A 26,022-nucleotide genomic window follows, 5' to 3' on the forward strand; every position below is an offset into this window, starting at 1 on the left:
TAAGCCGTGCAACAAATCAGCCACAACCTAGGTAATCCTAAGTCCTGTGGGGCAACGTCAGTCTGCGAGGGTTCGCACACTGGCGCGTTTTGCTTTGGGCCTTTTTTACAGGTTTTGTTGTTGATTTTGAACTGGTTTTTCAATCACTGAAAAGCATATCAACAAGGTTTGAGAGCACAATGTTTGATACATTAAGTAACCGTCTTGGTTCTGTATTTGATGGCTTGAAGCGTCGCGGCGCCTTGAAAGAGGCTGACGTATCTGAAGCAATGCGCGAAATTCGCTTGGCGTTGCTGGATGCTGATGTTGCTCTCCCTGTTGTGAAAAGCTTTATCAAGGAAGTGAAAGAAAAAGCGGTTGGTGAAGCTGTTTTAAAATCTGTGACTCCGGGTCAACAGGTTGTTAAAATTGTTCATGATGCCTTGGTGGATATGTTGGGTGCAGAAAGCCAAGGGCTTAATCTGCTAGGTGAGCCACCTGTTGCGATTATGATGGTGGGTCTACAAGGTTCTGGTAAAACAACCTCCACAGCAAAAATTGCAAAACGCCTGCAAGAGAAAGAACGTAAGAAAGTTCTTATGGCTTCTCTTGATGTGGCGCGTCCTGCGGCGCAAGAACAATTGGCTGTATTGGGTGAGCAGGTAGACGTTAAAACCTTGCCAATCGTTGCGGGTCAACAACCTGTTGATATCGCAAAGCGTGCGATGCAGGCCGGTAAGCTTGGTGGTTACGATATCGTGATGCTTGATACGGCAGGTCGTTTACATATCGACGAAGGCTTGATGGATGAAGTTGCTGCTGTAAAAGCGGTGACAAACCCACAAGAAATTTTGTTGGTTGCCGATTCTATGACAGGTCAGGATGCGGTGACTGTCGCGGATAGCTTTAATCAAAAGATGTCCCTGACAGGTATTGTTCTGACCCGTATTGATGGTGATGCACGCGGTGGTGCGGCGTTGTCCATGCGTAAAGTTGCCAATTGCCCGATTAAATTCCTTGGTACTGGCGAGAAGATGGATGAAATTGAAGAATTTCATGCCGATCGTCTTGCTAATCGTATTTTGGGCATGGGCGATGTTGTTTCCTTGGTTGAAAAAGCACAGGAAACAATTGACGAAGAAGAAGCTGAAGAGCTGGCCAAGAAGATGCAGAAAGGTCAGTTCGACCTTGATGATATGGCCAAGCAATTAAAGCAAATGCGCAAGATGGGCGGCATGGAAGGCCTGATGGGCATGTTGCCAGGTGTTGGCAAGATGAAAAAGCAGATGGCTGGTGCCGGCATCGATGACAAAATGATTGTCCGTCAGGAAGCTATTATTTCTTCCATGACAAAGGCGGAACGTAAGAACCCGAAACTCATCCATGCGAAACGTAAGCAACGTATCGCGGCGGGTTCTGGCACATCTGTGCAGGAAGTTAATAAAATCCTGAAACAACATCAGATGATGTCCAAGATGATGAAAAAAGTTTCAAAGTTGGGAGAAAAGGGGTTGATGCGTTCGCTCGGCGGTATGATCCCTCCCAATATGATGCCACCGGGTGGCGGTTTTAGACGTTAAAATGATCTAAACCCCAACTTGGTGACAATGCCGAGCTTAATTGAAGCGGGGAATGCGAAAGCAGACCTCAAATAACCGCAAGGTTTAAACTAAATAGAAAGTAGAGACCCATGAGCTTGAAAATTCGTCTTGCACGTGGTGGTGCGAAGAAGCGCCCTTACTACCGTATCGTAGTTGCTGATTCCCGTATGCCTCGTGATGGTCGTTACATCGAAAAGATTGGTTCCTTCAATCCGATGTTACCAAAAGATCACGCTGATCGCGTATTGTTCGACGCTGAGCGTGTAAAACACTGGATGTCTGTTGGCGCGAAACCTACAGACCGTGTTGCACGTTTCTTGGCTGCTGCTGATATGGGCGAGCGTTTGATCCCTCGTCAAACAAAGAAAGCAGAACAAAGCGAACGCACAAAAGAGCGTATTCGTGAGAAAGAAGAGAAATTGGCGGCAGCTGCTGAAGCTGCGGCTGCTGCAACAGAAGAAGCTGCTGCTGAATAAGCAGTTTTCTTTCGTAAAACTTTCAAGTTCAGTAATTGATTTTGCATGAATTTGACTAATTGATTGAGACGGACGCGCATTATTATGGCGAATGAAGTTGAAAAACTCTGTTTAGGTGTCATCACAGGCGCCCATGGAATCCGCGGAGCGGTTAAGGTGAAAAGTTTCACCGAAGACCCGGCTCAGCTGACTTCCTATGGGGCGTTATCTGATGAAGCTGGCAAAGAGACTTTCAACCTTTCCATCATCGGTCAGGCAAAAGGTCAATTGATTGCGAAAATTGCTGAAGTAAAAGACCGGAATAAAGCAGAAACCTTGAAAGGGACTGAGTTATTCATCGCCCGGGACAAATTACCAGAAGCGGATGAGGATGAATTCTATCATGCGGATTTGGTTGGCCTGAAAGCCTTGGAAGAGGATGGCGAAGAATATGGTGTCGTAAAGGCTTTGTTTAATTTCGGCGCTGGCGATATTTTGGAAGTCCACCGTTATGACGGAAAGTCAGTTATGCTGCCTTTCTCCATGGAAGTGGTTCCAACCATTGATATTGATGCTGGTCATCTGATTGTGATCCCACCTGTTGAGGTGAGTGAACGTGATGCTGATGTAGCAGATATGGAAGATGGCTCGTCAGACGGTGAAGAGGTCAGGAATGGCTGATTCGTCTTCCCAGAAATGGCAGGCGACTGTGTTAACCCTTTTTCCGGAAATGTTTTCCGGAGCTTTGGAATACTCCATACCGGGGCGGGCACGAGAAGCTAACATTTGGGAGTTAGAGACGGTTCAGATCAGAGACTTTGCAACCGACAAGCATCGCACAGTGGATGATACACCATTTGGTGGTGGTCCGGGCATGGTGATGCGCCCCGATGTGATTGATGCAGCCATTGAGGCTGTATCTGACAAACCGGGTCCTTTGATTTATATGAGCCCGCGTGGTGAACGCTTTGATCAGCGTATTGCGCAGGAACTGGCAGAGGAAGACGGCGTTAAAATCCTATGTGGGCGTTATGAAGGCATTGACCAGCGGGTGTTGGATAAACACCAGATACGCGAAGTCAGTCTTGGTGATTTCGTCCTGTCGGGCGGAGAACCAGCCGCCATCGCGATGTTAGACAGTATGGTGCGTCTATTGCCGGGGGCTCTTGGCGCAGATGCATCGCTGGATGAAGAAAGTTTTACAAGCGGATTACTTGAATATCCGCAATATACCCGCCCCAGTGACTGGGAGGGTCGAAAAACACCGGAAGTTCTTTTAAGTGGGAACCATGGCAAAATTCGGGACTGGCGTCTGGATCAAGCCAAAGAGATCACAAAGGAACGTAGACCGGATCTTTTTTCGACATATGTGGGTGATGCGGAATAGAAAATTTTAGATGGAGTATGTTTCGGGTAGAGGCCCCAAACCACTGCACATCGAGTATTAAACTCAGAAAGGACTCGACCAATGAATATTATCGAGCAATTGGAAAAGGAACAGTTGGACGCGCGTACACCTGAAGGTGGCATCCCTGAATTCCAAGCTGGTGACACAGTTCGCGTTAACGTGAAAGTTGTCGAAGGCACCCGTGAACGTGTACAGGCTTTCGAAGGCGTGTGTATCGGTCGTAAAAACGCTGGCTTAAACTCTAATTTCACAGTTCGTAAGATTTCTTACGGTGAAGGTGTGGAACGTGTATTCCCGCTTTACAGCCCACGTTTGGACAGCATCGAAGTAGTACGTTACGGTAAAGTTCGCCGTGCGAAATTATACTACTTGCGTGGCCGTACAGGTAAGGCAGCTCGTATCGTTGAGCGCCGCGTTACCAAGAAAGCTGACTAATTTTAATTAGTTAGGCTTCTTATGGGTCTTTTGGTGATAGCGGCGGCACCTGATCAGGTGCGCCGCTAATGCCATATGTGCCTTCTGCTTATAAAAAGCTGAAATAATATTTCTTTATGCAATCATAGGGAATGTTGAGTGTCAGGAACAACTGTTCCAACTCTCAAAAGCTGGCTTTTTCTGAGGATTTGAGGCATTTTGCAGCCCATACAAAATACAGATCGTGATATAATGCGGTCTGATCAGGATTAAAATATTTTTCGATATGTGATCACCCAAATATGATTTGGGTAACATAATGGGAGAGGAACCATGGGTAATCCCCGTACGCTCTTTGATAAAATCTGGGACAGCCATGTAGTGGCAACACAAGAAGACGGAACAAACCTTCTATATATTGACCGTCACATGGTACACGAAGTAACCAGCCCACAGGCATTTGAAGGGCTTCGTAATTCCGGCCGTAAAGTGCGTGCACCTGGGCAAACCTTGGCTGTTGCGGATCATAACGTGCCGACAACGGATCGTTCCAAAGGTATTGAAAACGAAGAAAGCCGTATTCAAGTGGAAACACTTGTTCAAAACACTGCTGACTTTGGTGTTCCATACTTCCCAGTAGAAGACGTTCGTCAGGGCGTTGTACATATCGTTGGTCCGGAACAAGGCTTTACCTTGCCGGGTATGACCATTGTGTGTGGTGATAGTCACACAGCGACACATGGTGCATTTGGTTCCCTGGCGTTTGGTATTGGTACGTCAGAAGTTGAGCATGTTTTAGCGACACAAACATTGTTGCAAAAACCTGCGAAAAACATGTTGATCACTGTTGAAGGTGAATTGGCACCGGGTGTAACAGCAAAAGACATCACTATGGAAATTATCGGCCGTATTGGTACGGCAGGTGGTACAGGTTATGTGATTGAATATGCGGGTAGCGCAATTCGTGATCTTTCCATGGAAGGTCGCATGACCATCTGTAATATGGCAATTGAAGGCGGTGCCCGTGCGGGTATTATTGCGCCAGACGAAAAGACATTTGCTTATGTTAAAGGCCGCCCAATGGCGCCAAAAGGCGATGCTTGGGAAAAAGCCGTTGCTTACTGGTCCGCATTGCCATCTGATGAAGGCGCGACATATGACCATGAAATTCACATCAAAGCAGAAGATATTGCACCGGTTGTGACTTGGGGGACTAGCCCTGAAGACGTGGTGGCAATTACAGATACGGTACCAAATCCAAAAGATTCTGCTGATCCAAATAAAGCAGCTGCTATGGAACGTGCACTTGCTTATATGGGCCTAACAGCTGGTACACCAATGACCGACGTTGAAATTGATAAAGTCTTCATCGGTTCTTGCACAAATGGTCGTATCGAAGATTTACGTGCGGCTGCAAAAATCGCAGAAGGTCAGCAAGTTGCGGATGGTGTTCATGCCATGGTAGTGCCGGGTTCTGGTCTAGTGAAGATGCAAGCCGAAGAAGAAGGTTTGGATAAGGTCTTTAAGGCGGCTGGTTTTGATTGGCGCGAGCCGGGTTGTTCCATGTGTTTGGCAATGAATGATGACAAATTGAAGCCGGGTGAGCGTTGCGCGTCCACATCCAACCGTAACTTTGAAGGCCGTCAAGGCCGCGACAGCCGCACCCATTTGGTGAGCCCTGCAATGGCGGCGGCGTCTGCCATCAAAGGTAAGTTGGCTGACGTGCGGGAGTTCATTTAATGTTGAATGCGGCCTTACAGCAAGAAGATTGGGTGAGCTATATGCTTGGCCACGATCTTGAGACCAATAGCTTTGTGGTTGATATCCCTGAATATCAAGCTGCAAATGATGATTATGTGGTAAGTGACGTAGAAGCAGAATTTGAAGATTTTCTGTCTTTTATCGTTGATTTCCAATCCAAGAAAAAAGCTTAAGGGAGGAATTTCCTGATGGATAAATTTACAACATTGACAGGGATTGCGGCTCCTCTTGATCTTATCAACATTGATACAGATATGATCATTCCAAAGCAATTCTTGAAGACAATTCACCGTACAGGTTTGGGTAAGAACCTGTTCGATGAGATGCGTTATGAATCTGATGGTTCTCCAAAAGCAGATTTCGTATTGAATAAAGAGCCTTATACAGGCGCGCAAATCTTGGTGGCTGGTGATAACTTTGGTTGTGGATCTTCCCGTGAACATGCGCCATGGGCTTTGTTGGATTTTGGTATCCGCTGTGTGATCGCGCCAAGCTTCGCAGATATCTTTTATAACAACTGCTTTAAAAACGGTATTTTGCCGATCAAGTTACCACGTGAAGTAATTGATAGCTTAATGGAAAAAGCAGATCGTGGTGGCAATGCGACTTTCACAATTGATCTTGAAAACCAAAAAGTTGTTGATCCTGATGGTACAGAATACGCATTTGACGTGGATGAATTCCGCCGTCATTGCCTCTTGAACGGTCTTGATGATATCGGCCTGACTTTGCAAAAATCAGATAAGATTGAAAGTTATGAAGAGACACGTAAAGAGCAAGCACCATGGGTGTTTGGTGCATCTGCATAATGTAAGATAATCTTTATCTAGCTTTACAAGAAAAGCGTAGCTTATATGGCTGCGCTTTTTTTATTTAGATGGTTTTAAAATTGATTTGAACTTCTAGTGCATTCTCGATGGTTTTTGTCAGCACAGAATGTACTGTAAAACTATCTGTATTCCATGCACGTTCAACATAGCACATATCATCAAGCAAGCTTTCAACACGATCGATTAGCGCTTCTTTTAGTGCAGAGATATGTGTGCTTGCTTTCACCCATGCACGTGTATCTTCAATTGAAAGATTGGTTTTATAACCAGAATTGCTTAAATGCTGATGTAGCAATATGGTGCTACTGGCAATTGAAAGCTCTTCTTCTTCCCGATTAAAGATTTCGTAAAATTCTCGAACAGATTTCTGGATCAACTCTGGATCATATTCTTCAACTGTTTCCGAATCTACAGTTACAATATCGTCCTCTAAATTGAATAGATCAATTTCTTCAAATAGGTCGATACTCTCATCCGTATCATCAAATAAAACAATATCGTTCATTCACATATCCTGAGTCTTTAGAACTTTTAAAAGAAGCGGATATATAGTGATACAGCCTTTTTAGGTCAATATCTCTATTGACCTTTTCGTTAGGGATTTAGTTAAAATACAAGCTGTTAAGGTTTTGTTAAATAGTATGAAATTGGATTGTAACACTCATTTGATCTTTCAATGTATTCGTCGAAATTGAATGCACATTAAAATTGTCTGTTTTCCAATTATGTTCAACGACAACCATCTCATCCAATAGATCTTCTACGCGGTCAATGAGCGCCATTTTCAATTCTTGATTCTCACTACTTGCGGATACAATTGCTTTTTGATCCTCAATAGAGATATCAGTTTGATATCCCGCTGCCTGAAGATGCTGATACATCAACATGGCACCGCTGGCGACGCTAAGGTCCCCTTCTTGTTGGGTGAAAATTTTATGGAACTCTTCCACAGATCGCCTGATCGCTTCCGGGTCCACATTAAACTCTTCTCCAAGATTTTCCCCATCCTCTTGAAAAGAGCAATCCAGATCAAAATCATCGAATAAATCAATGTCTTCATCTGCCTTTTGAGCTGTTTGGTTTTGCATATATACCTCTTATTCACACTTGCCCCTGTAAGCCAATCCACTGCACGCAGGAATATGAGTAGATTTAATTACACGCGATAAAGGCGAGTTAGGTCAAGTTTATTTTTGAATTTTTCTAAAATTTTATCTATTGAGGCCTTGAAAAAGATCATAAAGCATTTGTTTTCAATATGATATTTGTATTCTTGAATGGCTTGATGGCCTTATTTTGTTTTGGAAAATATGGAAAGGTTATTTTGAAGCCTTTTTGCTGGTCAAAAGGGGGATGAAGCTATAAGAAAAGGGCAATATTTTAGCAGGAAAAGATGACTTTTTGATATTTTCTGTCAGGAAAGTTGTTTTTTCGATAATGGGGTTTCCCGAAACCAAAAAAGAAAAGCGGAGTGTCTTTAAGATGGCGTCCAATAAAACAATTTTGATGTTGCCTGGCGATGGCATTGGTCCTGAAGCGTGTAATCAAGTTCGTCGTATTATCGATTGGATGGCTAAGCGCCGTAGCGTTTCCTTTGATGTTAAAGAAGGATTGGTTGGTGGTGCATGTTATGATGTGCACAAAGAAGCGATCACAGACGAAACTATGGCTGATGCAATGTCCGCGGATGCAGTGTTGTTTGGGGCTGTAGGTGGCCCGCAATATGATAACGTTGAGCGTCACGCCCGCCCAGAAGCTGGTTTGCTTCGTCTTCGCAAAGATATGGACCTGTTTGCAAACTTGCGTCCGGCGGTGACATTTGATGCGCTTTTAGATGCGTCTACTTTGAAGCCAGAAGTGATCTCTGGTTTGGATATCATGATTGTTCGTGAATTGACTTCAGGGGTATATTTCGGTGAGCCGCGTGGTATGCAAACCTATGAAGGTGTCGAACGTTGTGTTGATACGCAAGCATATACACGAGCGGAAATTGAACGTGTTACAGCTGTTGCCTTTGATCTCGCCCGTAAACGCGGCAAAAAAGTTCATTCTTCAGAAAAGTCCAACGTTATGGAAACAGGATTATTCTGGAAAAATATCGTAACCGAAATGCATCAAAGTGGTGAATATGATGATATCGAATTACATCATATTTTAGCGGACAATTGTGCAATGCAATTGGTAAAAAATCCTAAGCAGTTTGATGTGATTGTAACAGATAATCTTTTCGGTGATTTGTTGAGTGATGCGGCTGCGATGGCAACCGGTTCTTTGGGGATGCTTCCAAGCGCGAGCTTGGGTGGTGTTGACGAAAACGGAAACCGTAAGGCGTTGTACGAGCCTGTGCATGGCTCTGCACCTGATATTGCGGGTAAGGATTTAGCCAACCCAAGTGCAACTATGTTGAGTTTCGCAATGTTACTTCGCTATTCTTTCGATTTGCAAGAAGATGCGAATATGATTGAGCAAGCAATTCAAAACGCAATGACATCCGGTAAGCGCACAGGTGACATCATGGCTGATGGATGTGAGCAGGTTGGCTGTTCTGGTTTCGGTGATGCAGTATTGGCAGAATTGGATAAATTGTCTGCCTAACACGCGATTGTAAGTTATTACATTTGAAGCCCCTCAGAAATATCTGTGGGGCTTTTAAATGCATCTATGCACTATTTTTTTCCTGTGCACGCTTTAATCAAGTTTAAGATTTGATTGCGAATATTTTCATCTTTAATCGCATCAATTTTTCCTGCGAGTTCAATCGTTCTACGCGGGATATTTCCTGAAGCTTGTGCGCCCTCGGCGTTAATCCCATCAAAGAAATATGTGATAGGTGAATCAAGGGCCCGGGAAATTTCCCATAATCGGCTAGATCCTATCCGGTTGGTTCCTTTTTCATATTTTTGAACTTGTTGGAAGCTAATGCCAAGTTTTTTACCAAGATCTTCTTGGCTATAACCTTTGGTAACGCGTGCTTCGCGAACTTTTTGTCCGACATGTACATCTGTTGGATGGGGCATGTGACAAGTCTCCCTTTTGAGTTTCTTTCCTTATTCATTATAAGGGCCATAGGGTTGAAGGCAGGCAGCCTCTGTCACTTCACTCCTCTCTAATATAGTGGAATTGTATAAAATTGCAACAGCAATATTTATCTATGGTTGCATGCTCTTATTGTGAGAATCTTATGCGAGTATTGTCTTGAGAGAGATTATTCAGGTGAGAGAGTGAAGGGCGAATCGATTTTTATGTCTTGAAAAAATATGAGAATCAGCCATCATATGAGACTTATCTACAAAAGTAGTAGGTGGGTTAAGCCTTTGGTTTTGCCTTTGGTTTTGTAAGGGAATATGCATCATGGAAGCGGGCGCTGCGCTGAACGACAAGGGTGCCGATATTGTGGCTGATGATAAATCGCAAGATGATAGCTTAGTGGAAGCTATTCGTGCGGTTGCTAAAGTGCCGTCGCAAAGGAAAGTTTCTTATGCGATCCCATGTGCTTCTGAATTTCGTGATAGAGTAAGCGAATTAGCTGAACGTCGAAATGTTAACGTTGGTGATATTGCGCGTTCTGTTATGTTGACCTTACCTGAAGAGGTCATAGATTCTGTCTCGGATCCTGGAGAGCCTGACCTGGAAGATCGAGAAACAATTATATTAAAATCCGGTCCTAGTGCGGGTAAGCCTTGGCGTCGTAAGCCTCGTTTGCAAGTGCGTATGCCTGCTGGTTACGATATGGTGACTATTCGTAAGGCTCTTGCCTTGGCGCTCAAGCTAGATGATGGAACTTTGACTATTAATCTTGACGATCCGTCGCTTCCGAAAAAATCGGAGCAAGCAGAGATGGATCGGGAGCAGATTATTCGCCTGCACACAATTATTACAGCAATGTCGTTTGATCTGTTAAAGGGCGGAGTGCAAACCCATGAGGAGGCCTTGTATGTGCTTGGTTTTCCGCCAACTGCACGCCCAACAATGGATGAGGTTAAGCAACGTTTCCGTTTGATGGCGACTATCCACCATCCTGATAGTGAATTGGGTGGGCATGAGCGTATGGCTCAATTAAATGACGCGATTTCATTGTTGCGTCGTACCATTCTTTAATCCTGTCTTTTTTTGTATAAATTTCTTCAGTCAGCGAGGAAAATTGCTTATATGGCAAAAAACTTGTTGCATCAAAATTATTTTGTGCATAATTTGCACAATTATATATTTAGTTGCACAAAAATGACCTATGAAGCAAAGAATAAAGCAATCTCGTAAAAAACGCCGGTTAAGTCAACATGATTTAGCTGAAAAGATTGGTGTATCTCATTCTACATTGAATAGATGGGAGGCAGGACATCGTGAACCAAAGCGAGATCATCTTGAAGCCTTGGCAAGGGAATTAGATATCTCGGTAGAATGGCTTATGTTTGGTGACGTTCCAAAGCCGCAAACTGAAGCTGCCGCTGCCTCATCTGTTTCAACGCAATATTATCAGCCAGAAGCTGAAAACTTTTATCGTGCATCCTTTCAAAAATTGGAGACAACAATGTTCAAGCATCCATCAGAAGAAAATCCCGTCATCGCCTATCAGGGCGTGCCTGGCGCTTATTCTCATTTGGCGTGTCGTGAAGCCTTTCCAGATATGGAGCCAATGTCTTGTCCAAGTTTTGAAGATGCTTTTGAAGCTGTAGAAACTGGTAAAGCTGGCCTGGCCATGATTCCGATTGAAAATTCGCTAGGTGGTCGGGTTGCAGATATTCATCATCTGCTACCAGAATCTAGTCTTTATATAATTGGAGAGCATTTTCAGCCGGTCCACCACAATATTTTGGCGCCAAAAGGCGCTGACTTGCAGTCTCTAAAAGAAGTGCGCAGTCATACGCAAGCTTTGGCGCAATGTCGGAACACCTTACGAGAGTTGAAAATTGATCCGGTTAAGCATGCGGATACAGCTGGGGCGGCCAGGGAAATTGCGGAATTGAATGATCCAACAATTGGTGCGGTAGCAAGCAGTCTTGCTGCAGAAACATATGATTTGGAAGTATTACGTAATCGCGTAGAGGATAAAATTGGGAATGTAACCCGATTTATCGTGATGTCACGGACAAGGATTGAGCCTGATCCGCGTTCCGGCCCTTGTTTAACAAGCTTTGTCTTTCAAGTACGCAGTATTCCAGCAGCTCTATATAAATCGATGGGTGGTTTTGCAACCAATGGCGTGAACTTTATTAAGCTTGAAAGTTATATTTCAATTGCTGATACGGGGACAGCACGTTTCTATGCCGAGATTGAAGGCCATCCTGCTGATAAGGCTGTGGATAGAGCGTTTGAAGAGCTACAGTTCTTTACCAGCAAAGTTAAGATACTAGGTACCTTTCAAAAACGTAGCTTGGAGAAGTAAGTATAGATATCAAAGGCGGTTATAGAATAGCCGCTCTTTTTTCTTTTGATTTAAGGATGCTGGCATATCCAACTAGATAAATCGTCGCTGTTGCAAAAGACAGTAAGGTGCCAATAGCAACGCCAAGCGTTTGATAGCACAAATAAACTGTAAGTGTGTAAATAACTAAGGCGCCCAATCCGGCGGGATAGTTCTTGATAATTGTTAAAGCCTGATTTTCTCCGTAAGTGAGATGCATCATTATTAGGAATGGAACCATACTGACGGGGAATGCGGCTAATAAACCTGACCAGACAGGTCCAATAGCTGAGGCGACACCAGTGATGATCAGGACCATCGCAGCGGCCACTGTGGCGCGAATTAGCAGAATTGTTGGGGTTGTTTTGACTGGCCTTCCAACTTTCGTATTTTCAATTTGACGAAATGCATAGGTAAAAACTGGTATGGCAATAACTGGAATCAATACCGCCATATAAATATTATAACTTGGCAACTTTAATAGAAAAGATGTTATGCCAAAGGCACCGAAAGCAAAGATGGTTGAAATCAAAACTCTAGGTCTAAGGGCGGTTCTTAAGCCGATAAAATATCCTGCGGCTAACATCATTGCGGCAACAAAGCCTGGCAGGGTGTAAAGGGCGGCGTCGGTCGCGAATTCTAACCCGTTCTCTAAGCCAATAAAAAATAGGGCAATAGCGGTTCCAAGCGGGTAGCCCGCCATGATGCCACCCGCACGTGGGCTTACGCGCTCTGCTATAAAAGATAGAACTAAAACGGCCAATATTGATGACGCGATCTTTGCGATGAAAAGTTCCATAATATTTGCTGCTATTATTTATTACTTAACCAGTCGGAGATAAGAATCCAGGAAATGGAATCTTTGCGCGGTGTGCGATATTTTCCTATCGCTTCCCCTTCAATTAATTCTTCTCTGGTAAACCAGCGTGCATCTTCAATTTCGACAGGGTCAATGTTAATCTCATGGCTTGTTGCAACTGCGTTGAAGCCAAGCATCAAAGAGGAGGGGAAAGGCCAGGGTTGTGAGGAATGGTATGTAACATCCTTGGTATAAACCCCGGTTTCTTCATAAACCTCACGGGAAACGGCCTGTTCTAGAGTTTCTCCCGGTTCCACAAAACCTGCCAGAGTTGAATACATACCTTCGAAAAAGTGTGGGCTACGCCCCAATAATGCGCGGCCTTGTTCATCTTGGACAAGCATGATCACAGCAGGATCGGTTCTTGGGAAATGATCTTTTTCACATTCCGGGTTAACACATTTACGACGATGTCCTGCATCCATATTGGTGGTTGGGTGGCCACATTTACCGCAAAACTGATGATGAGCGTGCCAATGGGTTATGCCCCTGGCAAACGCAGCCAGCGCCCCTTGTTCAGCAGACATGGTAGGGCCGACTTCCCGTAAGTCATAAAATTCACCATGTTCCTGTAAGGGAGGTTCATCATGATGTGATAAATCAATAGCAAAATGAGGTTTTTCATTCATGATTCCAAGAAATGAAATGCCTTTACCGTCTTCTAGAACAGTTGTCATTATATCAAGGGGGATATTGGCAAGTTCTGGTACGTCGTTAGCATTTTGAATCAAGCTTTTTGCACGCCAAACAGGTAGAAGTGTTGCCTCGCTTGTGCGGAGCATTCTTGTGATTTCATCCTGATTTGCACGTAAATGTCCTGATCTGTCTAGATTAGGATGCACATAGTAATTTTTGCGCATTTGCCTTCCCGCTTCATTCTTGTTCGCTAATTAATTTAATGGAAATGTGCTGTAAAAAAACACTTTATGCAAGGTTAAGCCATTGGAATAAGTTCCTTGACTGTATGGAAGTAAGGAAAAGCAGCTGATGATACAAAAAAAGCTTGCGCAAAAGCTTCGGATTCGTCATAAGACGCGCGGAAGGTCGGTGCGGACGGATTTCTCCGCCAACCCGGTCAGGTCCGGAAGGAAGCAGCCGTAACGGAATTTTATTCGGGTCGTTTCCGGCCTTCCACTTAAAAAAACGCTGGCAATTGCCGGCTTTTTTTATTTCTAAATTACTTGATATAAGTTAATTCTATGCCACTTTATTTGACAGAGGTTGCAACTGTCGATAAAGCTTTCAAATCTTCAGAAGTTAAATCACTGGAAACAGAATCATGATCGAAAATCCTTCAATTGTTGTTATTGGTTTAGGCTATGTTGGGCTACCTCTGGCCGCGGCTTTGTCTCGCCAATTTGAAACCATTGGCATTGACATAAACAAGTCACGTGTGGCTGAGTTAAAAGAAGGATTTGATCGCACCGGAGAGCTAACCGCAGGGGCTCTAAAAGATGCGCCGTTGGTTATTTCGGACGACTTGGCTGACGGAGAAAACAAGAATATTTATATTGTAACTGTTCCAACGCCAGTGGATGAGACGAATACACCTGATTTAACAGCAGTGCGAAAAGCGTCGGAAAGTGTTGGTAAGATTATTTCTAAGGGATCTATTGTTGTCTATGAAAGTACAGTTTATCCTGGCGTAACAGAGAAAATTTGTGGGCCGATATTGGAAGAGATGTCAGGTTTAAAGGCAGGTGAAGATTTCTTTCTTGGCTATTCACCAGAACGTATTAATCCGGGTGATAAAGTTCACACCGTTGATAAAATTACAAAAGTAGTCGCAGGCCAAACTACCGAAGTAGCCGATTTATTAGCGCATGTTTATGGCTCCATGAATGGTGGGAACATATACTTGGCAAAGGATATTCCTACCGCTGAAGCTTCAAAGGTAATTGAGAATGCACAGCGTGATATCAATATTGCATTTGTGAATGAAATTGCATTGATTTTTGAAAAAATGGGTTTGTCCGTATATGACGTATTGGATGCGGCAAATACTAAATGGAACTTCCTACCGTTCCAGCCGGGATTGGTAGGCGGACATTGTATTGGTGTTGACCCTTATTATTTATCATTTGCCGCACAGGAATTTGGTCTTGATCCAAAAGTCATTTTGTCCGGCCGATCCATTAATGATGGTATGGCAGATAGTATGGCTGAACGTATTGATAATTTATTATCTGGCAAATCCAAGCTGTTGATGCTTGGCGTAACCTTTAAAGAGAATGTACCGGATATTAGAAATTCCAAAGTTGTTGATTTGATTGCAGCTTTAAAAGATCGTGGGCATCAGGTCGATATTTTTGATCCTGTTGCCGATGAAGAAGAAACCAAGGATGAATATGGGTTGGAATTGCTCACAAAACCGGAAGCTGGTAGTTATGATGCGGTAGTTGGGGCTGTGCCACACGAAGAATTTGAAGAGCTATCGCTGGCAGATTTGTTGAAAGAGGGTGGTTTGGTCGCTGATATCAAAGGTATGTGGCGTAATCGTCCGCTGCCAGACACAATCCGTCGTTGGAGCTTATAATTCTTTACAAGAATTTAAGTAAATTAAAGGGCTTCTTTTGAGGCCCTTTTTTATTTATAAAATTTTTTCGAAAAACTGTAGAATTTACGGGACAAGTCAGGGGGGGCTGTTTATGATATTCACCATGACTGAACAGGATTCCAATACACAAGAATATCGGGTGCTCGCCCGTAAATACCGCCCAGCCAATTTCGAAGATATGATTGGTCAGGAAGCGTTGGTGCGTACATTAACCAATGCAATTCAATCTGGACGTATTGCACAAGCCTTTGTGCTGACAGGGGTGCGTGGGGTTGGTAAAACGACAACAGCCCGTATTATTGCAAAAGCCTTGAATTGTCTTGGGCCGGATGGAACAGGAAATCCGACAGCATCTCCTTGTGGGGTATGTGATAATTGTGTAGCGATTTCCGAAGATCGTCATGTGGATGTTCAGGAAATGGATGCGGCCTCTCGCACGGGTGTAGATGATATTCGTGAATTGATTGAAGGTGTGCGTTATAAACCTGTCGCAGCGCGTTATAAGATCTACATCCTCGATGAGGTTCATATGCTTTCAAAAAACGCCTTTAACGCGTTGTTGAAAACGTTGGAAGAACCGCCAGAGCATGTGAAATTTATTTTTGCGACAACAGAAATTCGTAAAGTGCCGATTACGGTGCTTAGTCGTTGCCAACGTTTTGATCTGCGTCGTATTCCTGTGGAAAAATTAGCAGGCCATTTTAAAAATATCTCAACAGCTGAAGGTATTGAGATAGAAGATGATGCCGTCGCTATGGTTGCGCGTGCCGCGGATGGTTCTGCGCGCGATGGATTATCTATCTTGGATCAGGCGATTGCTTTATCTTCGGGTACGGTTACTGCGCAACAATTAAGAGATATGTTGGGTTTGGCAGATCGTGCGCGCATCTTTGATTTATTTGAGGCAATTATGCAGGGTAAAGCTGCCGATGCCTTAGATGCTTTACGTAACATGTATGATGAAGGCGCTGATCCGGTTGTGATCATGCAGGATATGTTGGATGTCTGCTATTGGCTTACACGATTGAAATTGACGCCTGCATTGGCAGAGGAGCCTTCAACACCAGATATTGAACGCAGTAAAGGGATGGAAATGGCTGGTCAGTTAAGCCAACCTATCCTTAGCCGTGCGTGGCAAATGTTGCTCAAAGGTTTGCAAGAAGTCATGGGGGCGCCAAATGCTATTCAGGCAGCTGAAATGGTTGTTGTGCGTTTAATTCATGTGGCCGATATGCCGACCCCGGGTGATCTCGTAAAAAAACTTACTGAAGGTGGATTACCTGCAGGTCAACCAAATGGCGCCACAGTTGCAGGCGCTGGGAATGGTGGTGTACATGCACAAGGTCAGGTGATGCAGGGATCACCAAATGGAGGTGGTCAACCAACCGCACGTTTGGCTGCTGTAGGGGGTCAAGCTGTCAATATGCAGGTTGGTCATGCAGAGGCGATTGCACCGGTCCCTCAACAAGTTGCGAAAGCAGCGCCAAAGATGACGGGGCCAAAAGATTTCAATGAAGCAATTCAGCTTTTCCGTGATCGTCGTGAAGGTATGATGGTGATGCATCTGGAAAATAATGTGCATCTGGTGAAATTTCAACAAGGCCATATTGAAATGCGTCTTGTGGGAAATGTGCCGAAAGACATTCATGGTAAAGTAGGCCAAATGTTAAGCACCTGGACAGGTGAGCGCTGGTTGGTAACGTTGAGTAATGATGCGGGTGCGCCAACAGTTGCAAGTCAGAAAAAACAAGCTCAACAGGCTTTGCAAGATGAAGCAGAACTTGATCCTCTTGTGCGGGCGGTGAAGAAACATTTCCCGGAAGCGCGTATTAAAAAAGTGATTGAAGCACCCAAAATAGCGGCTCCGACGTTGAGTGTTGTTGAAAGTGGCGATGATACGACTGGTATTGACGAATAAGATCGCTTGATTTTGTCGAATTACCGCCCATATTGGCATCAGAATTTATCTATTAAACATTTATTGATTAGGATGGAACGATCATGTTGAAACTTGGTCAGATGATGAAGCAAGCCCAGGAAATGCAGGGCAAAATGCAAGAAATGCAAGAGAAACTTATGTCTCATGAAGTTGAGGGACAATCTGGTGCGGGTCTTGTGAAAGTATCCATGAATGGTAAAGGTGATCTTAAATCTTTAAATATTGATCCTAGTCTTTTGAAAGAAGATGAAGGTGAAATTCTACAGGATTTAATCTTGGCAGCCCATGCAGATGCTAAAGTGAAGGTAGAAGCCTATATTCAGGAAAAGACTCAGGAAGCCATGGGGGGATTAAATCTTCCTGAAGGCTTCAAGATGCCATTTTAAGGTGGTATTTGTTTCCTTTATTAAAGGCTGTTTCCTATGAACGAAATTGATCAAGTGGTCCAGTTGTTATCACGTTTGCCAGGTTTAGGACCGCGTTCGGCAAAACGTGCGACACTGCATTTGCTTCAAAAGCGTGAAGGTTTGATGCGACCACTTGCAGATGCTTTAGAGCGTGCCGCAGATGGCATTCTGGAATGCAATATTTGCGGTAATCTAGATAGTATCAACCCTTGTCATATCTGTTCAGACGGGCGTCGTGACAGCACAACGATCTGTGTGGTTGAACAAGTTGCGGATTTATGGGCGCTGGAGCGTACTGGTGCTTTTAAGGGCCATTATCATGTATTAGGTGGTGTTTTGTCTGCTTTGGACGGCATCGGCCCAGAAGATTTGAATATGGCTGGGTTGATCAACCGCTGTTCCGAAGAAGGGACAGAAGTAAAAGAAATTATTCTTGCTACAAATCTGACTGTGGATGGACAAACAACCGCACATTATATTACAGAGAGACTATCTGAGTTTCCGGTTGATGTAACCCGTTTGGCACATGGCGTACCTGTTGGGGGCGAACTGGACTATCTGGATGATGGTACATTAAGCGCAGCTTTAAAGGCGCGTAATGATTTGAAACGTAGTTAAATTGATAAGTGAGGGCGTAATTTATGTCTAAGCGTATTTGGTATATTTCTCAGCTCGCAGACCCTGAACATTATGATATGAGTATCTTTGACGAATGTCCGGGCGGGGATAACGAAATTGAATGGATCAAAATACAACTACGTCAATTGAATCTACTTGATGAGATTGATTTCAAAGGTGTGCAAATTGAACGCGGAGATAACCTGCCAGAGATTGAAGATGTGGATGCTGCTTTCCTTGGTGGTAGTTTTCATTCTGTACATGATAAGTTTGATTGGCAACATGATTTGCAAAGTTGGCTTGGTCGTTACCGTGAGGCGGGTAAACCTTTGTTCGGGATATGCGGTGGGCATCAACAAATGTCTACTTTTCTAGGGGCAACTGTTGGTAGTATTGAAAATGGCCCGATGGCGTCCAGCTTGAAAATTAATCTGACTGACACAGGTCAGGATCACTTTCTTTTTGATGACATTCCTGCGGATGAATTGAAGTTTCATTTCGGTAATTATGAACATGTGGAAGCAGTACCTGAAGGGGCAACTGTTTTGGCAACACGCCCAGAAATGCCTGCGATGGCCATTGATTATGGTAATCATTGGTATTCAACTCAGTTCCATCCAGAAGCTTTAAAAGATTTATTTGCACGTAGCTGGGCGGGAACGCACCCGGAATATTGCAGCAATTATATTGAACTGCCTCATGCACCAAAAATGTTAAAGAATTTTATCGACCGTTACACAGGATAACCTTCTTTCCCGCATAATTTGGTCACAATTCTAAACTATCTCTGTATTCTGAAAAGATATTATAAGGAATTGAAATATGCGATCCTCCAAGATCAAGTTTACCTCACTTTTGATGGCAACATCCTTATTTGTTGCAGCTGGTAGTGTTGTGGCAAAGGCTGAAGATTATAAACAAGAAAGCCTATCCTTAACCATATATCAGGATAATTTTGCGCAAGTTAACTCAAGTCGCAGCTTTAATATCAATTCGGAAACTGAAACAATACGTTGGGAAAAGCTTCCGACAACGATCCAGCATGATAGCTTTGTTCTGTCTTCTGATAATCAAACTATTGCGGATATAAGACGTCCTCTTATGGTGCGCGGCCCTGGTTCGATTATGGAGCAATTTATTGGCCAAACATTGGTTTGGTATGATGATACAGCCGTCAATCCAGAATTAACGGAACGTGAGGGCAAGTTGCTTGCTGTTACGGGTGAAGGTGTAGTTGTTGAGTTTGAAGAAGGGATTGAAGTTGATCCTTATGGGAAAGCTCGATTGCCTTATGCGCCTACGACAGTCCTACCCTATCCGCATGTGGATGTTACGCTTGCAAATCCTCAAGCGGGGAAAAGTAATTTTAAAGCGAGTTATCTGACTGAAGATCTATATTGGATTGCCCAGTATAAGGCTGTTATAGATCAGAATATGAAAAATTTGACCTTAAACAGCATGATACAAGTGGGGAATTTAACGGAACGCGACTTTACCATTGATAAGCTATCTCTTGTTGCTGGTGATACCAAGATTGAAAACAATCAACGGCCTATGATGCAAAAAGCGGGACGTGCTGAAATGGCAATGATGTCAGCAGCGCCATCTGCTGATATGGTGCCAATTGTTCAACCTTCTATAAGTCTGTCAGATCGTTATGTTTTTCCAGTTGAAGGAACTAAGGAATTACCGGCGGAAACAGAGATCAAGTTCAATTTCTTTGAACCTGTTACATTTCCTGTAAAGACCAGTTATGAGTTGGATTGGCGTATGCCTTGGGGTGTTGTCAGCCGTCAAAATGCACCTGTAATGCGACCAAATACGGTTGTGGAATTTGAAAATAGCGACGAAAACGGTTTGGGGATGGCGTTGCCGGAAGGCAATATCCGGTTCGTTGCGGATGGCGGTGATACGAATTTAGGTGAACTATTTGTCTCAGAAGAATATATGCAAAATACGGCTAAGGGACAGGACTTAAAATTCCATCTTGGTCAGGCGTTTGATATTACCGCAAAACATATTCAAACTGATTTTAGAAATCTAACAGATGATCATCGTCGATTTGAAACAAGTTACGATGTGAAACTGACAAATGCCAAAGATGAGGCTGTGACGGTTATCTTGCGTGATTTTATGCCTTCAACAGTTGAAGTACTCGATGCAAATGCAGAATATGAAAAAACATCTGCACAATCTGTGGCTTGGACAGTTGAAATCCCGGCAAATGGTGAGTTTACTCTTTCGTACCGAGTTCAAGTAGGTAAGTAATCAAATTTTAAGGAAAGCAGGTGGCTAAAGAAGCTGATCCTGCTTTTCTTCGATTTGAGGAAGCTCTTCTTCATTTTCAGCTGAAAATGCCAGAGGTTTCTTCACTTTAACGCCTAGGTCACGCAATTTCTCCGCCTGAGAAACGAGATTGCCTCGTCCTGTACTTAGTTTATTAAAACCTTTTTCAACGGAATCCTGCGCTTTTCCCAATTGCGCGCGGATATCAGATAGATCTTCGGTAAAGCCGCGGAACTTATCGTAAAGAGCGGCACCACGTTTTGAAATCTCTTCGGCATTTTCAATCTGACGTTCAGTGCGCCATAGATGTTCAATGGTACGTAATACCATCATGATGGTGGAGGGGCTCGCAATGCCGATATTTTGTTGCAAGGCGTTTTCTGCCATTTGTGGTTCCTGCTCCAAAGCAAGCATCAAAGCGGATTCAAGCGGTACAAACATCACAACAAAATCGGGTGACTGAAGCCCTTCAATTTCTTGATAAGATTTACTGGATAATTGCTTAATATGAGTTTTTACAGCAGTAACATGGGCCGCAAGATGGTTTTGTTTTTCTGTTTCATCTTCAGCATTGATATAGGCATTATAATCAATCAGAGAGAGTTTTGAATCAATAATGATGCAACGATTACCAGGAAGTTTTACAATGGCATCTGGACGTAATCGTTGCCCATCCTCACCTGTGAAGCTGTCTTGGGTTGTATATTCATATCCTTTTCGAAGGCCCGAAGATTCCAAACTATGTTCCAGAACCATTTCCCCCCATGCCCCACGGACTTGAGATTGTCCTTTTAAGGAATTGGTGAGGTCACTCGCTTCTTTCGACATACGAAGAGCAGTATCGTTGATGGTTTTAAGTTCATTTTTTAGATCTTGATTTCGAACTGCGGCTTCTTTGTTAGTTTCATTAACCAGTTTGTTAAAACTTCCAAGTTGATCCTTTAACGGATTTAGAACCTGTTCTAAATCTTTAGTGCTGCGTTTTTGCAAGTCAGAGCTATTTTTTTCTAAAATTTCCTGCGCCATGTTTTTAAACTGGCTATTCATTGCTTCTTGAAGTTTTACTTGGTCGTCTTTTTGCTTTTGTTGCAATTCTTCCAGATGGCGCTGGCGTTCACTATTTAGATTTCGTTCTTCTCTTAGTGATGATTGTAGACGCACAATCTCTTCACTTAGGCCTTGGGATTCCTGCACCAATTGTTCTTTTTCTTTTTGAAGGCTTTCTGCAATGCCTCTGCGTTCTTCTAATTGGGCGTCTAAAAATTCTACTTGTTTTTCAAGAGCTACATTTTCCAAGCGTATATTTTCCAGTCGGATTGAGGCCTCTTTAAGTTGTGCTTGAATATCTATAAGCACAGCATCAGCTTTATCGTCTGATTGTTTCGGACGAAGGAAAATTAGTAAAGCCGCGATCAAGATAAATCCTGTGACGACTGCACCTAGAAGTAGCATCATGTTATCCATGCTCTTAAAAACTCATGATTCGGGGTGTGGGGCAAAGATTTTCCCTGTTCAAGTTCGATAAAGCTTGGCTTTGTCTCACTTAGAGTGTATCGGTTCGTCATCTTGACGAGAGGCAGGTTTATACCTACCTATATGGTACAAATTTTTAGAATTAAGGCTAAGAAAATGGCAATTTTGGACATCCTTGTTGCGCCACACCCTGTATTGAAGAAAGTGGCAGCACCGATTGACGAAGTGAATGATGAAATTCGTCAATTGATGGATGATATGATGGAAACCATGTATGACGCACCAGGAATTGGGCTTGCTGCACCGCAAGTTGGTGTATCTAAGCGTGTTTTGGTGATGGATATTGGTGACGAAGAAACGGGTCCACAGCCAATGAAAATGGCGAACCCTGAGATTGTTTGGGCATCCGATGATATCAGCTCCTACAATGAAGGTTGCTTAAGTTTGCCTGAACAATATGCCAATGTTGATCGTCCATCTCAGGTAAAAATTAAATATTTGGATGAAAGTAATGTCGCGCAGGAATTGGATGCTGATGGGTTGTTAGCCACATGCGTACAACATGAAATCGATCATTTAGACGGCGTTGTTTTTGTAGATCATCTTTCTTCTTTGAAACGCAATATGATCCTGCGTAAATTGAAGAAATGGGTTAAATCCAACGCGGCATAAAATGCTTAGAAAATAAGGACGTTTGTGATGGAAAAGTTAAGACTTGCATTTATGGGCACACCGGATTTCGCTGTGGAAACTCTGAATGCACTTCTTGAATCCAATCATGACGTTGTATGTGTTTATACCCAGCCGCCGCGTCCTGCAGGTCGTGGACAAAAAGAACGCAAATCACCTGTTCAGGTGCGGGCTGAAGAGATGGGAATTGAAGTTCGCTATCCTGTTTCTCTCAAAACTGAAGACGCACAACAAGATTTTTCTTCTTTGAATTTGGACGCAGCTGTCGTAGTTGCTTATGGATTGATTCTGCCCAAAACTGTTTTGGATGCACCTAAATTTGGGTGTATTAATGTTCATGCTTCCTTACTGCCTCGCTGGCGTGGCGCTGCACCGATCCAGCGTGCGATTTTAGCAGGTGATGATGAGACTGGTGTTACAATCATGCAGATGGATGAAGGGTTGGATACAGGTGATATGTTGTCTGTTGAAAAATTGCCAATCACTTCCACCACCTTCGCACAGACCTTACATGATGATTTAGCGGCGTTGGGCGGTAAGATGATTGTACCTGCATTAGAAGCCTTAGCGAATAACACTGCAAATCCAATTGCCCAACCTGAGGAAGGTGTGACTTATGCAGAAAAATTGCAGAAATCCGAAGGTCGATTGGATTGGAACTTACCTGCCACAGAACTTGTGCGTAAAGTTCATGCGTTGACACCATGGCCTGGATGCTTCTTTGAATGCGATGGGGATCGCGTTAAAGTTCTCGATGCTGAGGTAGTTGAAATGGTCAATACACCGGGATTTGTATGCTGTGAAAGTTTAGTCGTAGGTTGTGGCCGCGATGGTCTTCGCATCACTAAGTTGCAGAAGCCTGGTAAGAAACCTGTTACATCTGAAGAATTTCAACGTGGAAACCGCATTGATTGTGGTAAGCATCTACCATATTAGAGATATCTTTAGTAGCTGGATTTTTAAGGGGCTTTAAACTCACTTCGCCTGTATAATCTTAATATTATTAATGCTTTATATTAGTTTATTAAGAATGCCTTAACTTTTTTCCTTTACAGTTTTTGATACATTTTCCACAATCATGTAAGATTGATTGGTTCAATGGATCGAACATATATGACTTATACAAATCCAGAATTTGGTATAGAATATATTTGAGGGGTAGTTAGAGGCTTTTATAAAGTCTCCGAGTGGGTGTGAGTATGGTACCGAAAATTCTCATCGTAGATGATGTACCGGCAAATTTAGTGGCTTTGAAAGCTCTGTTACGCGGATTAGATAAAGAGGTTGAAATTATCTCTGCTAATTCTGGTAGTGAGGCGCTTGAAAAAGTGTTGGAACATGAGTTTGCATTGATCCTAACCGATGTTCAAATGCCTGAAATGGATGGCTTTGAAATGGCTGCTATTTTGCAAGAACATGATGAGTGGAACCAAATCCCGGTTATTTTTATTACCGCAGCATATAAAGATGAACAGAATCGTGACCGCGGTTATTCCGCTGGGGCTGTTGATTACATACAAAAACCGATTGAAGAGCATATTTTACTCTCCAAAACGGCAATTTTTCTGAAACTTTATGAGCAACGCCAAATCATTAAGAATATCAACGTTGATTTAGAAAAACGGGTTGAGGAACGTACAGCCGAGCTTGTGCAAACGCAGGCTATGGCAAAGATTGGTGGATGGCGTATCAATCCAGAAACTTGGGAAGAAAAATTATCTGAACAAGCCTGTGCAATAATTTGTGGGGTGCAAATTGGTGACCCGGATTGTAACTGCAATAGTTCGTTATCTGAAATGTTATCTGATGAAGATCGCGAGTATCATTTTGGTCGTATTCGGGAGCTTGCAGATACTGCAGATGGACAATATGAATTTTTAGCAGAGTTTACGACAAAGAATGATCAATTATGCCATGTGTTTTGTAATGTGGAATGCATGTATGAAAATGGTAAGCTTGTTGATATTCGCGGTATTATTCAAGATATTACGGAAAGACAACGTGCTGAAGAGATTATCCAATATCTTGAAATGCATGACGCGCTTACAACTTTGCCCAATCGAAACTCTTTCCATGAACAAGCATTGAGTTATTTGGCTGACACACGTGCAATGGGTGAACAATTGGCCGTAATGCTGATTGATTTGGATCGATTCAAAGACGTTAATGACGTGCATGGCCAGGCCGTTGCAGATTTAATGCTGGCTGAAATTGCACGACGCCTTAATGAAAAGATGACCCAATATGAAAAATTGTTCCGGGTTGGCGGAGATGAATTTGCGGTTGTCTTACGTGGGATTGAAAACGCGGTTGAAGTAGCACAGCATGCGGAAACTTATCTTCAGGCGATTGCCGAAGAATTTGTGTATTTTGGTGATACGATTTCTGTGTCGGCCAGTATGGGGATTTCCTTGTTCCCGCAAGATGCGGATGATGTTGATAGTCTGATGAAGTCTGCAGATTTAGCAATGAGTCGATCAAAGGAAGACCCGGGTATTGCCTATAATTTCTATGACAAAGAAATGTCACAGACGTTTCAACGTCGAAAAGAACAAGAAATTCGTTTGCATCATGCAATCGAACGAAATTTCTTTGAACTTTATTATCAGCCAAAAATAAATTTAAAAACAAATGAAATCCAAGGTGTGGAAGCACTTATTCGTTGGAATGACCCTGAACTTGGTTTTGTAGGGCCAGATGAATTTATTCCGCTTGCAGAGGAAACAGGTCAAATTCGTGATTTAGGTCGTTGGATCATTCGTGAAGCTTGTGAAGCTGCGGCACGCTGGAAAAAAGAGTTAGGCCGTACCGTGCCTGTTGCGATTAATGTATCTGTTGAACAGATCAAATGTCCAAAGCTGCCGAACTATATTCAGGAAGTTATGAATGAAGTAGGCATCACACCGGATATGATCGAAGTAGAAATTACAGAAACAGCCTTATTGGATGATCGTGGAGAAAGTCGCGAGACTTTACAGCGTTTAAAAGAGATGAATCTAGGTATTGCTCTTGACGATTTTGGCACAGGATATTCATCACTGACACATCTGAAATCCTTATTGCCAAGTTCTATTAAAATTGATCGTTCCTTTATTCAAAACATTATGACAGACCCATCTGATGCACATATTGCTGATATGATTATTTGTGTAGCACATAATTTAAAAATGACAGTCATAGCCGAAGGTGTCGAAGAAATAGAGCAATGCGATCGATTGAATGAATTGAATTGTGACATTGGACAAGGATATTTCTATAGCAAACCTCTACCTGAAGCCGATTTTTTGAGTTGGTATCATGATTATGCGAAGGCATCGTGATCTTCTTTGATATGGAGAAGCCTT

General features: G+C 43.1%; 26 protein-coding genes and 1 other RNA gene. 21 read left to right on the forward strand and 6 right to left on the reverse strand.

The window, feature by feature from the left end:
• Positions 1–179 precede the first annotated feature (179 nt).
• The 8 genes from ffh (at position 180) to leuD (ending at position 6,427) form a co-directional block, all read left to right on the forward strand.
• Entirely contained in the window at positions 180–1,559 is a 1,380-nt protein-coding gene (gene ffh, locus ACOQOA_RS11945) for a signal recognition particle protein (RefSeq protein ID WP_420548853.1), read from the forward strand.
• 110 nt (positions 1,560–1,669) lie between these two features.
• Positions 1,670–2,056: a 30S ribosomal protein S16 gene (gene rpsP / locus ACOQOA_RS11950; protein WP_155154457.1), complete on the forward strand. Its 387-nt coding sequence runs from the start codon at positions 1,670–1,672 to the stop codon at positions 2,054–2,056.
• Positions 2,057–2,140: 84 nt separating this feature from the next.
• The gene (gene rimM, locus ACOQOA_RS11955) at positions 2,141–2,716 is read left to right on the forward strand and encodes a ribosome maturation factor RimM (RefSeq protein ID WP_420548854.1); all 576 of its coding nucleotides are present in this window, start codon (positions 2,141–2,143) and stop codon (positions 2,714–2,716) included.
• Positions 2,709–3,422: a tRNA (guanosine(37)-N1)-methyltransferase TrmD gene (gene trmD / locus ACOQOA_RS11960; protein ID WP_420548855.1), complete on the forward strand. Its 714-nt coding sequence runs from the start codon at positions 2,709–2,711 to the stop codon at positions 3,420–3,422. The genes rimM and trmD overlap by 8 nt, the downstream gene beginning before the upstream one ends.
• Before the next feature lie 81 nt (positions 3,423–3,503).
• On the forward strand, positions 3,504–3,878 hold the full coding sequence (rplS, locus tag ACOQOA_RS11965; RefSeq protein WP_155154451.1) for a 50S ribosomal protein L19: 375 nt from the start codon (positions 3,504–3,506) through the stop codon (positions 3,876–3,878).
• A gap of 312 nt (positions 3,879–4,190) precedes the next feature.
• Positions 4,191–5,597 carry a 3-isopropylmalate dehydratase large subunit gene (gene leuC, locus ACOQOA_RS11970; RefSeq protein ID WP_420548856.1) on the forward strand — a complete coding sequence of 469 codons (1,407 nt, stop codon included), beginning with the start codon at positions 4,191–4,193 and terminating at the stop codon, positions 5,595–5,597.
• Positions 5,597–5,791, forward strand: coding sequence for a hypothetical protein (locus tag ACOQOA_RS11975; protein WP_420548857.1), 195 nt, complete (start codon positions 5,597–5,599; stop codon positions 5,789–5,791). The genes leuC and ACOQOA_RS11975 overlap by 1 nt, the downstream gene beginning before the upstream one ends.
• Positions 5,792–5,806: 15 nt before the next feature.
• Positions 5,807–6,427, forward strand: coding sequence for a 3-isopropylmalate dehydratase small subunit (gene leuD, locus ACOQOA_RS11980; RefSeq protein ID WP_420548858.1), 621 nt, complete (start codon positions 5,807–5,809; stop codon positions 6,425–6,427).
• 64 nt (positions 6,428–6,491) lie between these two features.
• Here the strand turns inward: leuD and ACOQOA_RS11985 are convergent, their stop codons facing one another.
• Both ACOQOA_RS11985 and ACOQOA_RS11990 read right to left on the reverse strand, forming a co-directional pair.
• Positions 6,492–6,953: a hypothetical protein gene (locus ACOQOA_RS11985; protein WP_420548859.1), complete on the reverse strand. Its 462-nt coding sequence runs from the start codon at positions 6,951–6,953 to the stop codon at positions 6,492–6,494.
• 127 nt (positions 6,954–7,080) lie between these two features.
• The gene (locus ACOQOA_RS11990) at positions 7,081–7,536 is read right to left on the reverse strand and encodes a hypothetical protein (protein WP_420548860.1); all 456 of its coding nucleotides are present in this window, start codon (positions 7,534–7,536) and stop codon (positions 7,081–7,083) included.
• A 394-nt stretch (positions 7,537–7,930) separates the two neighbouring features.
• On the opposite strand from ACOQOA_RS11990, the gene leuB reads away from it, so the two are divergent.
• Entirely contained in the window at positions 7,931–9,043 is a 1,113-nt protein-coding gene (gene leuB, locus ACOQOA_RS11995; protein WP_420548861.1) for a 3-isopropylmalate dehydrogenase, read from the forward strand.
• A 71-nt stretch (positions 9,044–9,114) separates the two neighbouring features.
• On the opposite strand, the gene ACOQOA_RS12000 is transcribed toward leuB, so the two are convergent.
• Positions 9,115–9,465 carry a helix-turn-helix domain-containing protein gene (locus ACOQOA_RS12000; protein WP_420548862.1) on the reverse strand — a complete coding sequence of 117 codons (351 nt, stop codon included), beginning with the start codon at positions 9,463–9,465 and terminating at the stop codon, positions 9,115–9,117.
• 334 nt (positions 9,466–9,799) lie between these two features.
• Between ACOQOA_RS12000 and ACOQOA_RS12005 the strand changes: the two genes are divergently transcribed.
• Both ACOQOA_RS12005 and ACOQOA_RS12010 read left to right on the forward strand, forming a co-directional pair.
• A complete protein-coding gene (locus tag ACOQOA_RS12005; protein ID WP_420548863.1) occupies positions 9,800–10,546 on the forward strand; it encodes a J domain-containing protein in 747 nt (248 codons plus the stop codon).
• A gap of 130 nt (positions 10,547–10,676) precedes the next feature.
• Positions 10,677–11,831: a prephenate dehydratase gene (locus ACOQOA_RS12010; protein ID WP_420548864.1), complete on the forward strand. Its 1,155-nt coding sequence runs from the start codon at positions 10,677–10,679 to the stop codon at positions 11,829–11,831.
• Positions 11,832–11,850: 19 nt separating this feature from the next.
• Here ACOQOA_RS12010 and ACOQOA_RS12015 read toward each other — a convergent pair whose 3' ends face one another.
• Both ACOQOA_RS12015 and nudC read right to left on the reverse strand, forming a co-directional pair.
• On the reverse strand, positions 11,851–12,648 hold the full coding sequence (locus ACOQOA_RS12015; protein WP_420548865.1) for a hypothetical protein: 798 nt from the start codon (positions 12,646–12,648) through the stop codon (positions 11,851–11,853).
• A gap of 14 nt (positions 12,649–12,662) precedes the next feature.
• The gene (nudC, locus tag ACOQOA_RS12020) at positions 12,663–13,568 is read right to left on the reverse strand and encodes an NAD(+) diphosphatase (protein WP_420548866.1); all 906 of its coding nucleotides are present in this window, start codon (positions 13,566–13,568) and stop codon (positions 12,663–12,665) included.
• Positions 13,569–13,746: 178 nt separating this feature from the next.
• On the opposite strand from nudC, the gene ffs reads away from it, so the two are divergent.
• From ffs to ACOQOA_RS12055, 7 genes are all read left to right on the forward strand, one after another.
• Positions 13,747–13,844, forward strand: an RNA gene (gene ffs, locus ACOQOA_RS12025) — signal recognition particle sRNA small type.
• Between the two features lie 143 nt (positions 13,845–13,987).
• The gene (locus tag ACOQOA_RS12030) at positions 13,988–15,244 is read left to right on the forward strand and encodes a nucleotide sugar dehydrogenase (RefSeq protein ID WP_420548867.1); all 1,257 of its coding nucleotides are present in this window, start codon (positions 13,988–13,990) and stop codon (positions 15,242–15,244) included.
• Positions 15,245–15,368: 124 nt separating this feature from the next.
• A complete protein-coding gene (locus tag ACOQOA_RS12035; RefSeq protein WP_420548868.1) occupies positions 15,369–17,183 on the forward strand; it encodes a DNA polymerase III subunit gamma/tau in 1,815 nt (604 codons plus the stop codon).
• Between the two features lie 83 nt (positions 17,184–17,266).
• Positions 17,267–17,590, forward strand: coding sequence for a YbaB/EbfC family nucleoid-associated protein (locus ACOQOA_RS12040; protein WP_420548869.1), 324 nt, complete (start codon positions 17,267–17,269; stop codon positions 17,588–17,590).
• A 36-nt stretch (positions 17,591–17,626) separates the two neighbouring features.
• Positions 17,627–18,229 carry a recombination mediator RecR gene (gene recR / locus ACOQOA_RS12045; RefSeq protein ID WP_420548870.1) on the forward strand — a complete coding sequence of 201 codons (603 nt, stop codon included), beginning with the start codon at positions 17,627–17,629 and terminating at the stop codon, positions 18,227–18,229.
• Positions 18,230–18,252: 23 nt separating this feature from the next.
• Complete coding sequence (locus ACOQOA_RS12050) at positions 18,253–18,975, forward strand: type 1 glutamine amidotransferase (RefSeq protein ID WP_420548871.1); 723 nt, start codon at positions 18,253–18,255, stop codon at positions 18,973–18,975.
• A gap of 76 nt (positions 18,976–19,051) precedes the next feature.
• Positions 19,052–20,497, forward strand: a complete 1,446-nt coding sequence (locus ACOQOA_RS12055) for a DUF4139 domain-containing protein (RefSeq protein ID WP_420548872.1) — start codon at positions 19,052–19,054, stop codon at positions 20,495–20,497.
• A gap of 24 nt (positions 20,498–20,521) precedes the next feature.
• Here ACOQOA_RS12055 and rmuC read toward each other — a convergent pair whose 3' ends face one another.
• On the reverse strand, positions 20,522–21,970 hold the full coding sequence (gene rmuC / locus ACOQOA_RS12060) for a DNA recombination protein RmuC (RefSeq protein ID WP_420548873.1): 1,449 nt from the start codon (positions 21,968–21,970) through the stop codon (positions 20,522–20,524).
• Positions 21,971–22,144: 174 nt separating this feature from the next.
• Here rmuC and def point away from each other — a divergent pair, with 174 nt between their 5' ends.
• The 3 genes from def to ACOQOA_RS12075 all read left to right on the forward strand — a co-directional run bounded on the left by def (position 22,145) and on the right by ACOQOA_RS12075 (position 25,998).
• Positions 22,145–22,660: a peptide deformylase gene (def, locus tag ACOQOA_RS12065; protein WP_420548874.1), complete on the forward strand. Its 516-nt coding sequence runs from the start codon at positions 22,145–22,147 to the stop codon at positions 22,658–22,660.
• Positions 22,661–22,687: 27 nt separating this feature from the next.
• Positions 22,688–23,614: a methionyl-tRNA formyltransferase gene (gene fmt, locus ACOQOA_RS12070; protein WP_420548875.1), complete on the forward strand. Its 927-nt coding sequence runs from the start codon at positions 22,688–22,690 to the stop codon at positions 23,612–23,614.
• A 263-nt stretch (positions 23,615–23,877) separates the two neighbouring features.
• On the forward strand, positions 23,878–25,998 hold the full coding sequence (locus ACOQOA_RS12075; protein ID WP_420548876.1) for an EAL domain-containing protein: 2,121 nt from the start codon (positions 23,878–23,880) through the stop codon (positions 25,996–25,998).
• Positions 25,999–26,022: the final 24 nt, after the last annotated feature.

Source organism: Curvivirga sp. (genome assembly GCF_965219885.1).
Taxonomy (GTDB): domain Bacteria; phylum Pseudomonadota; class Alphaproteobacteria; order UBA8366; family Aestuariispiraceae; genus Curvivirga.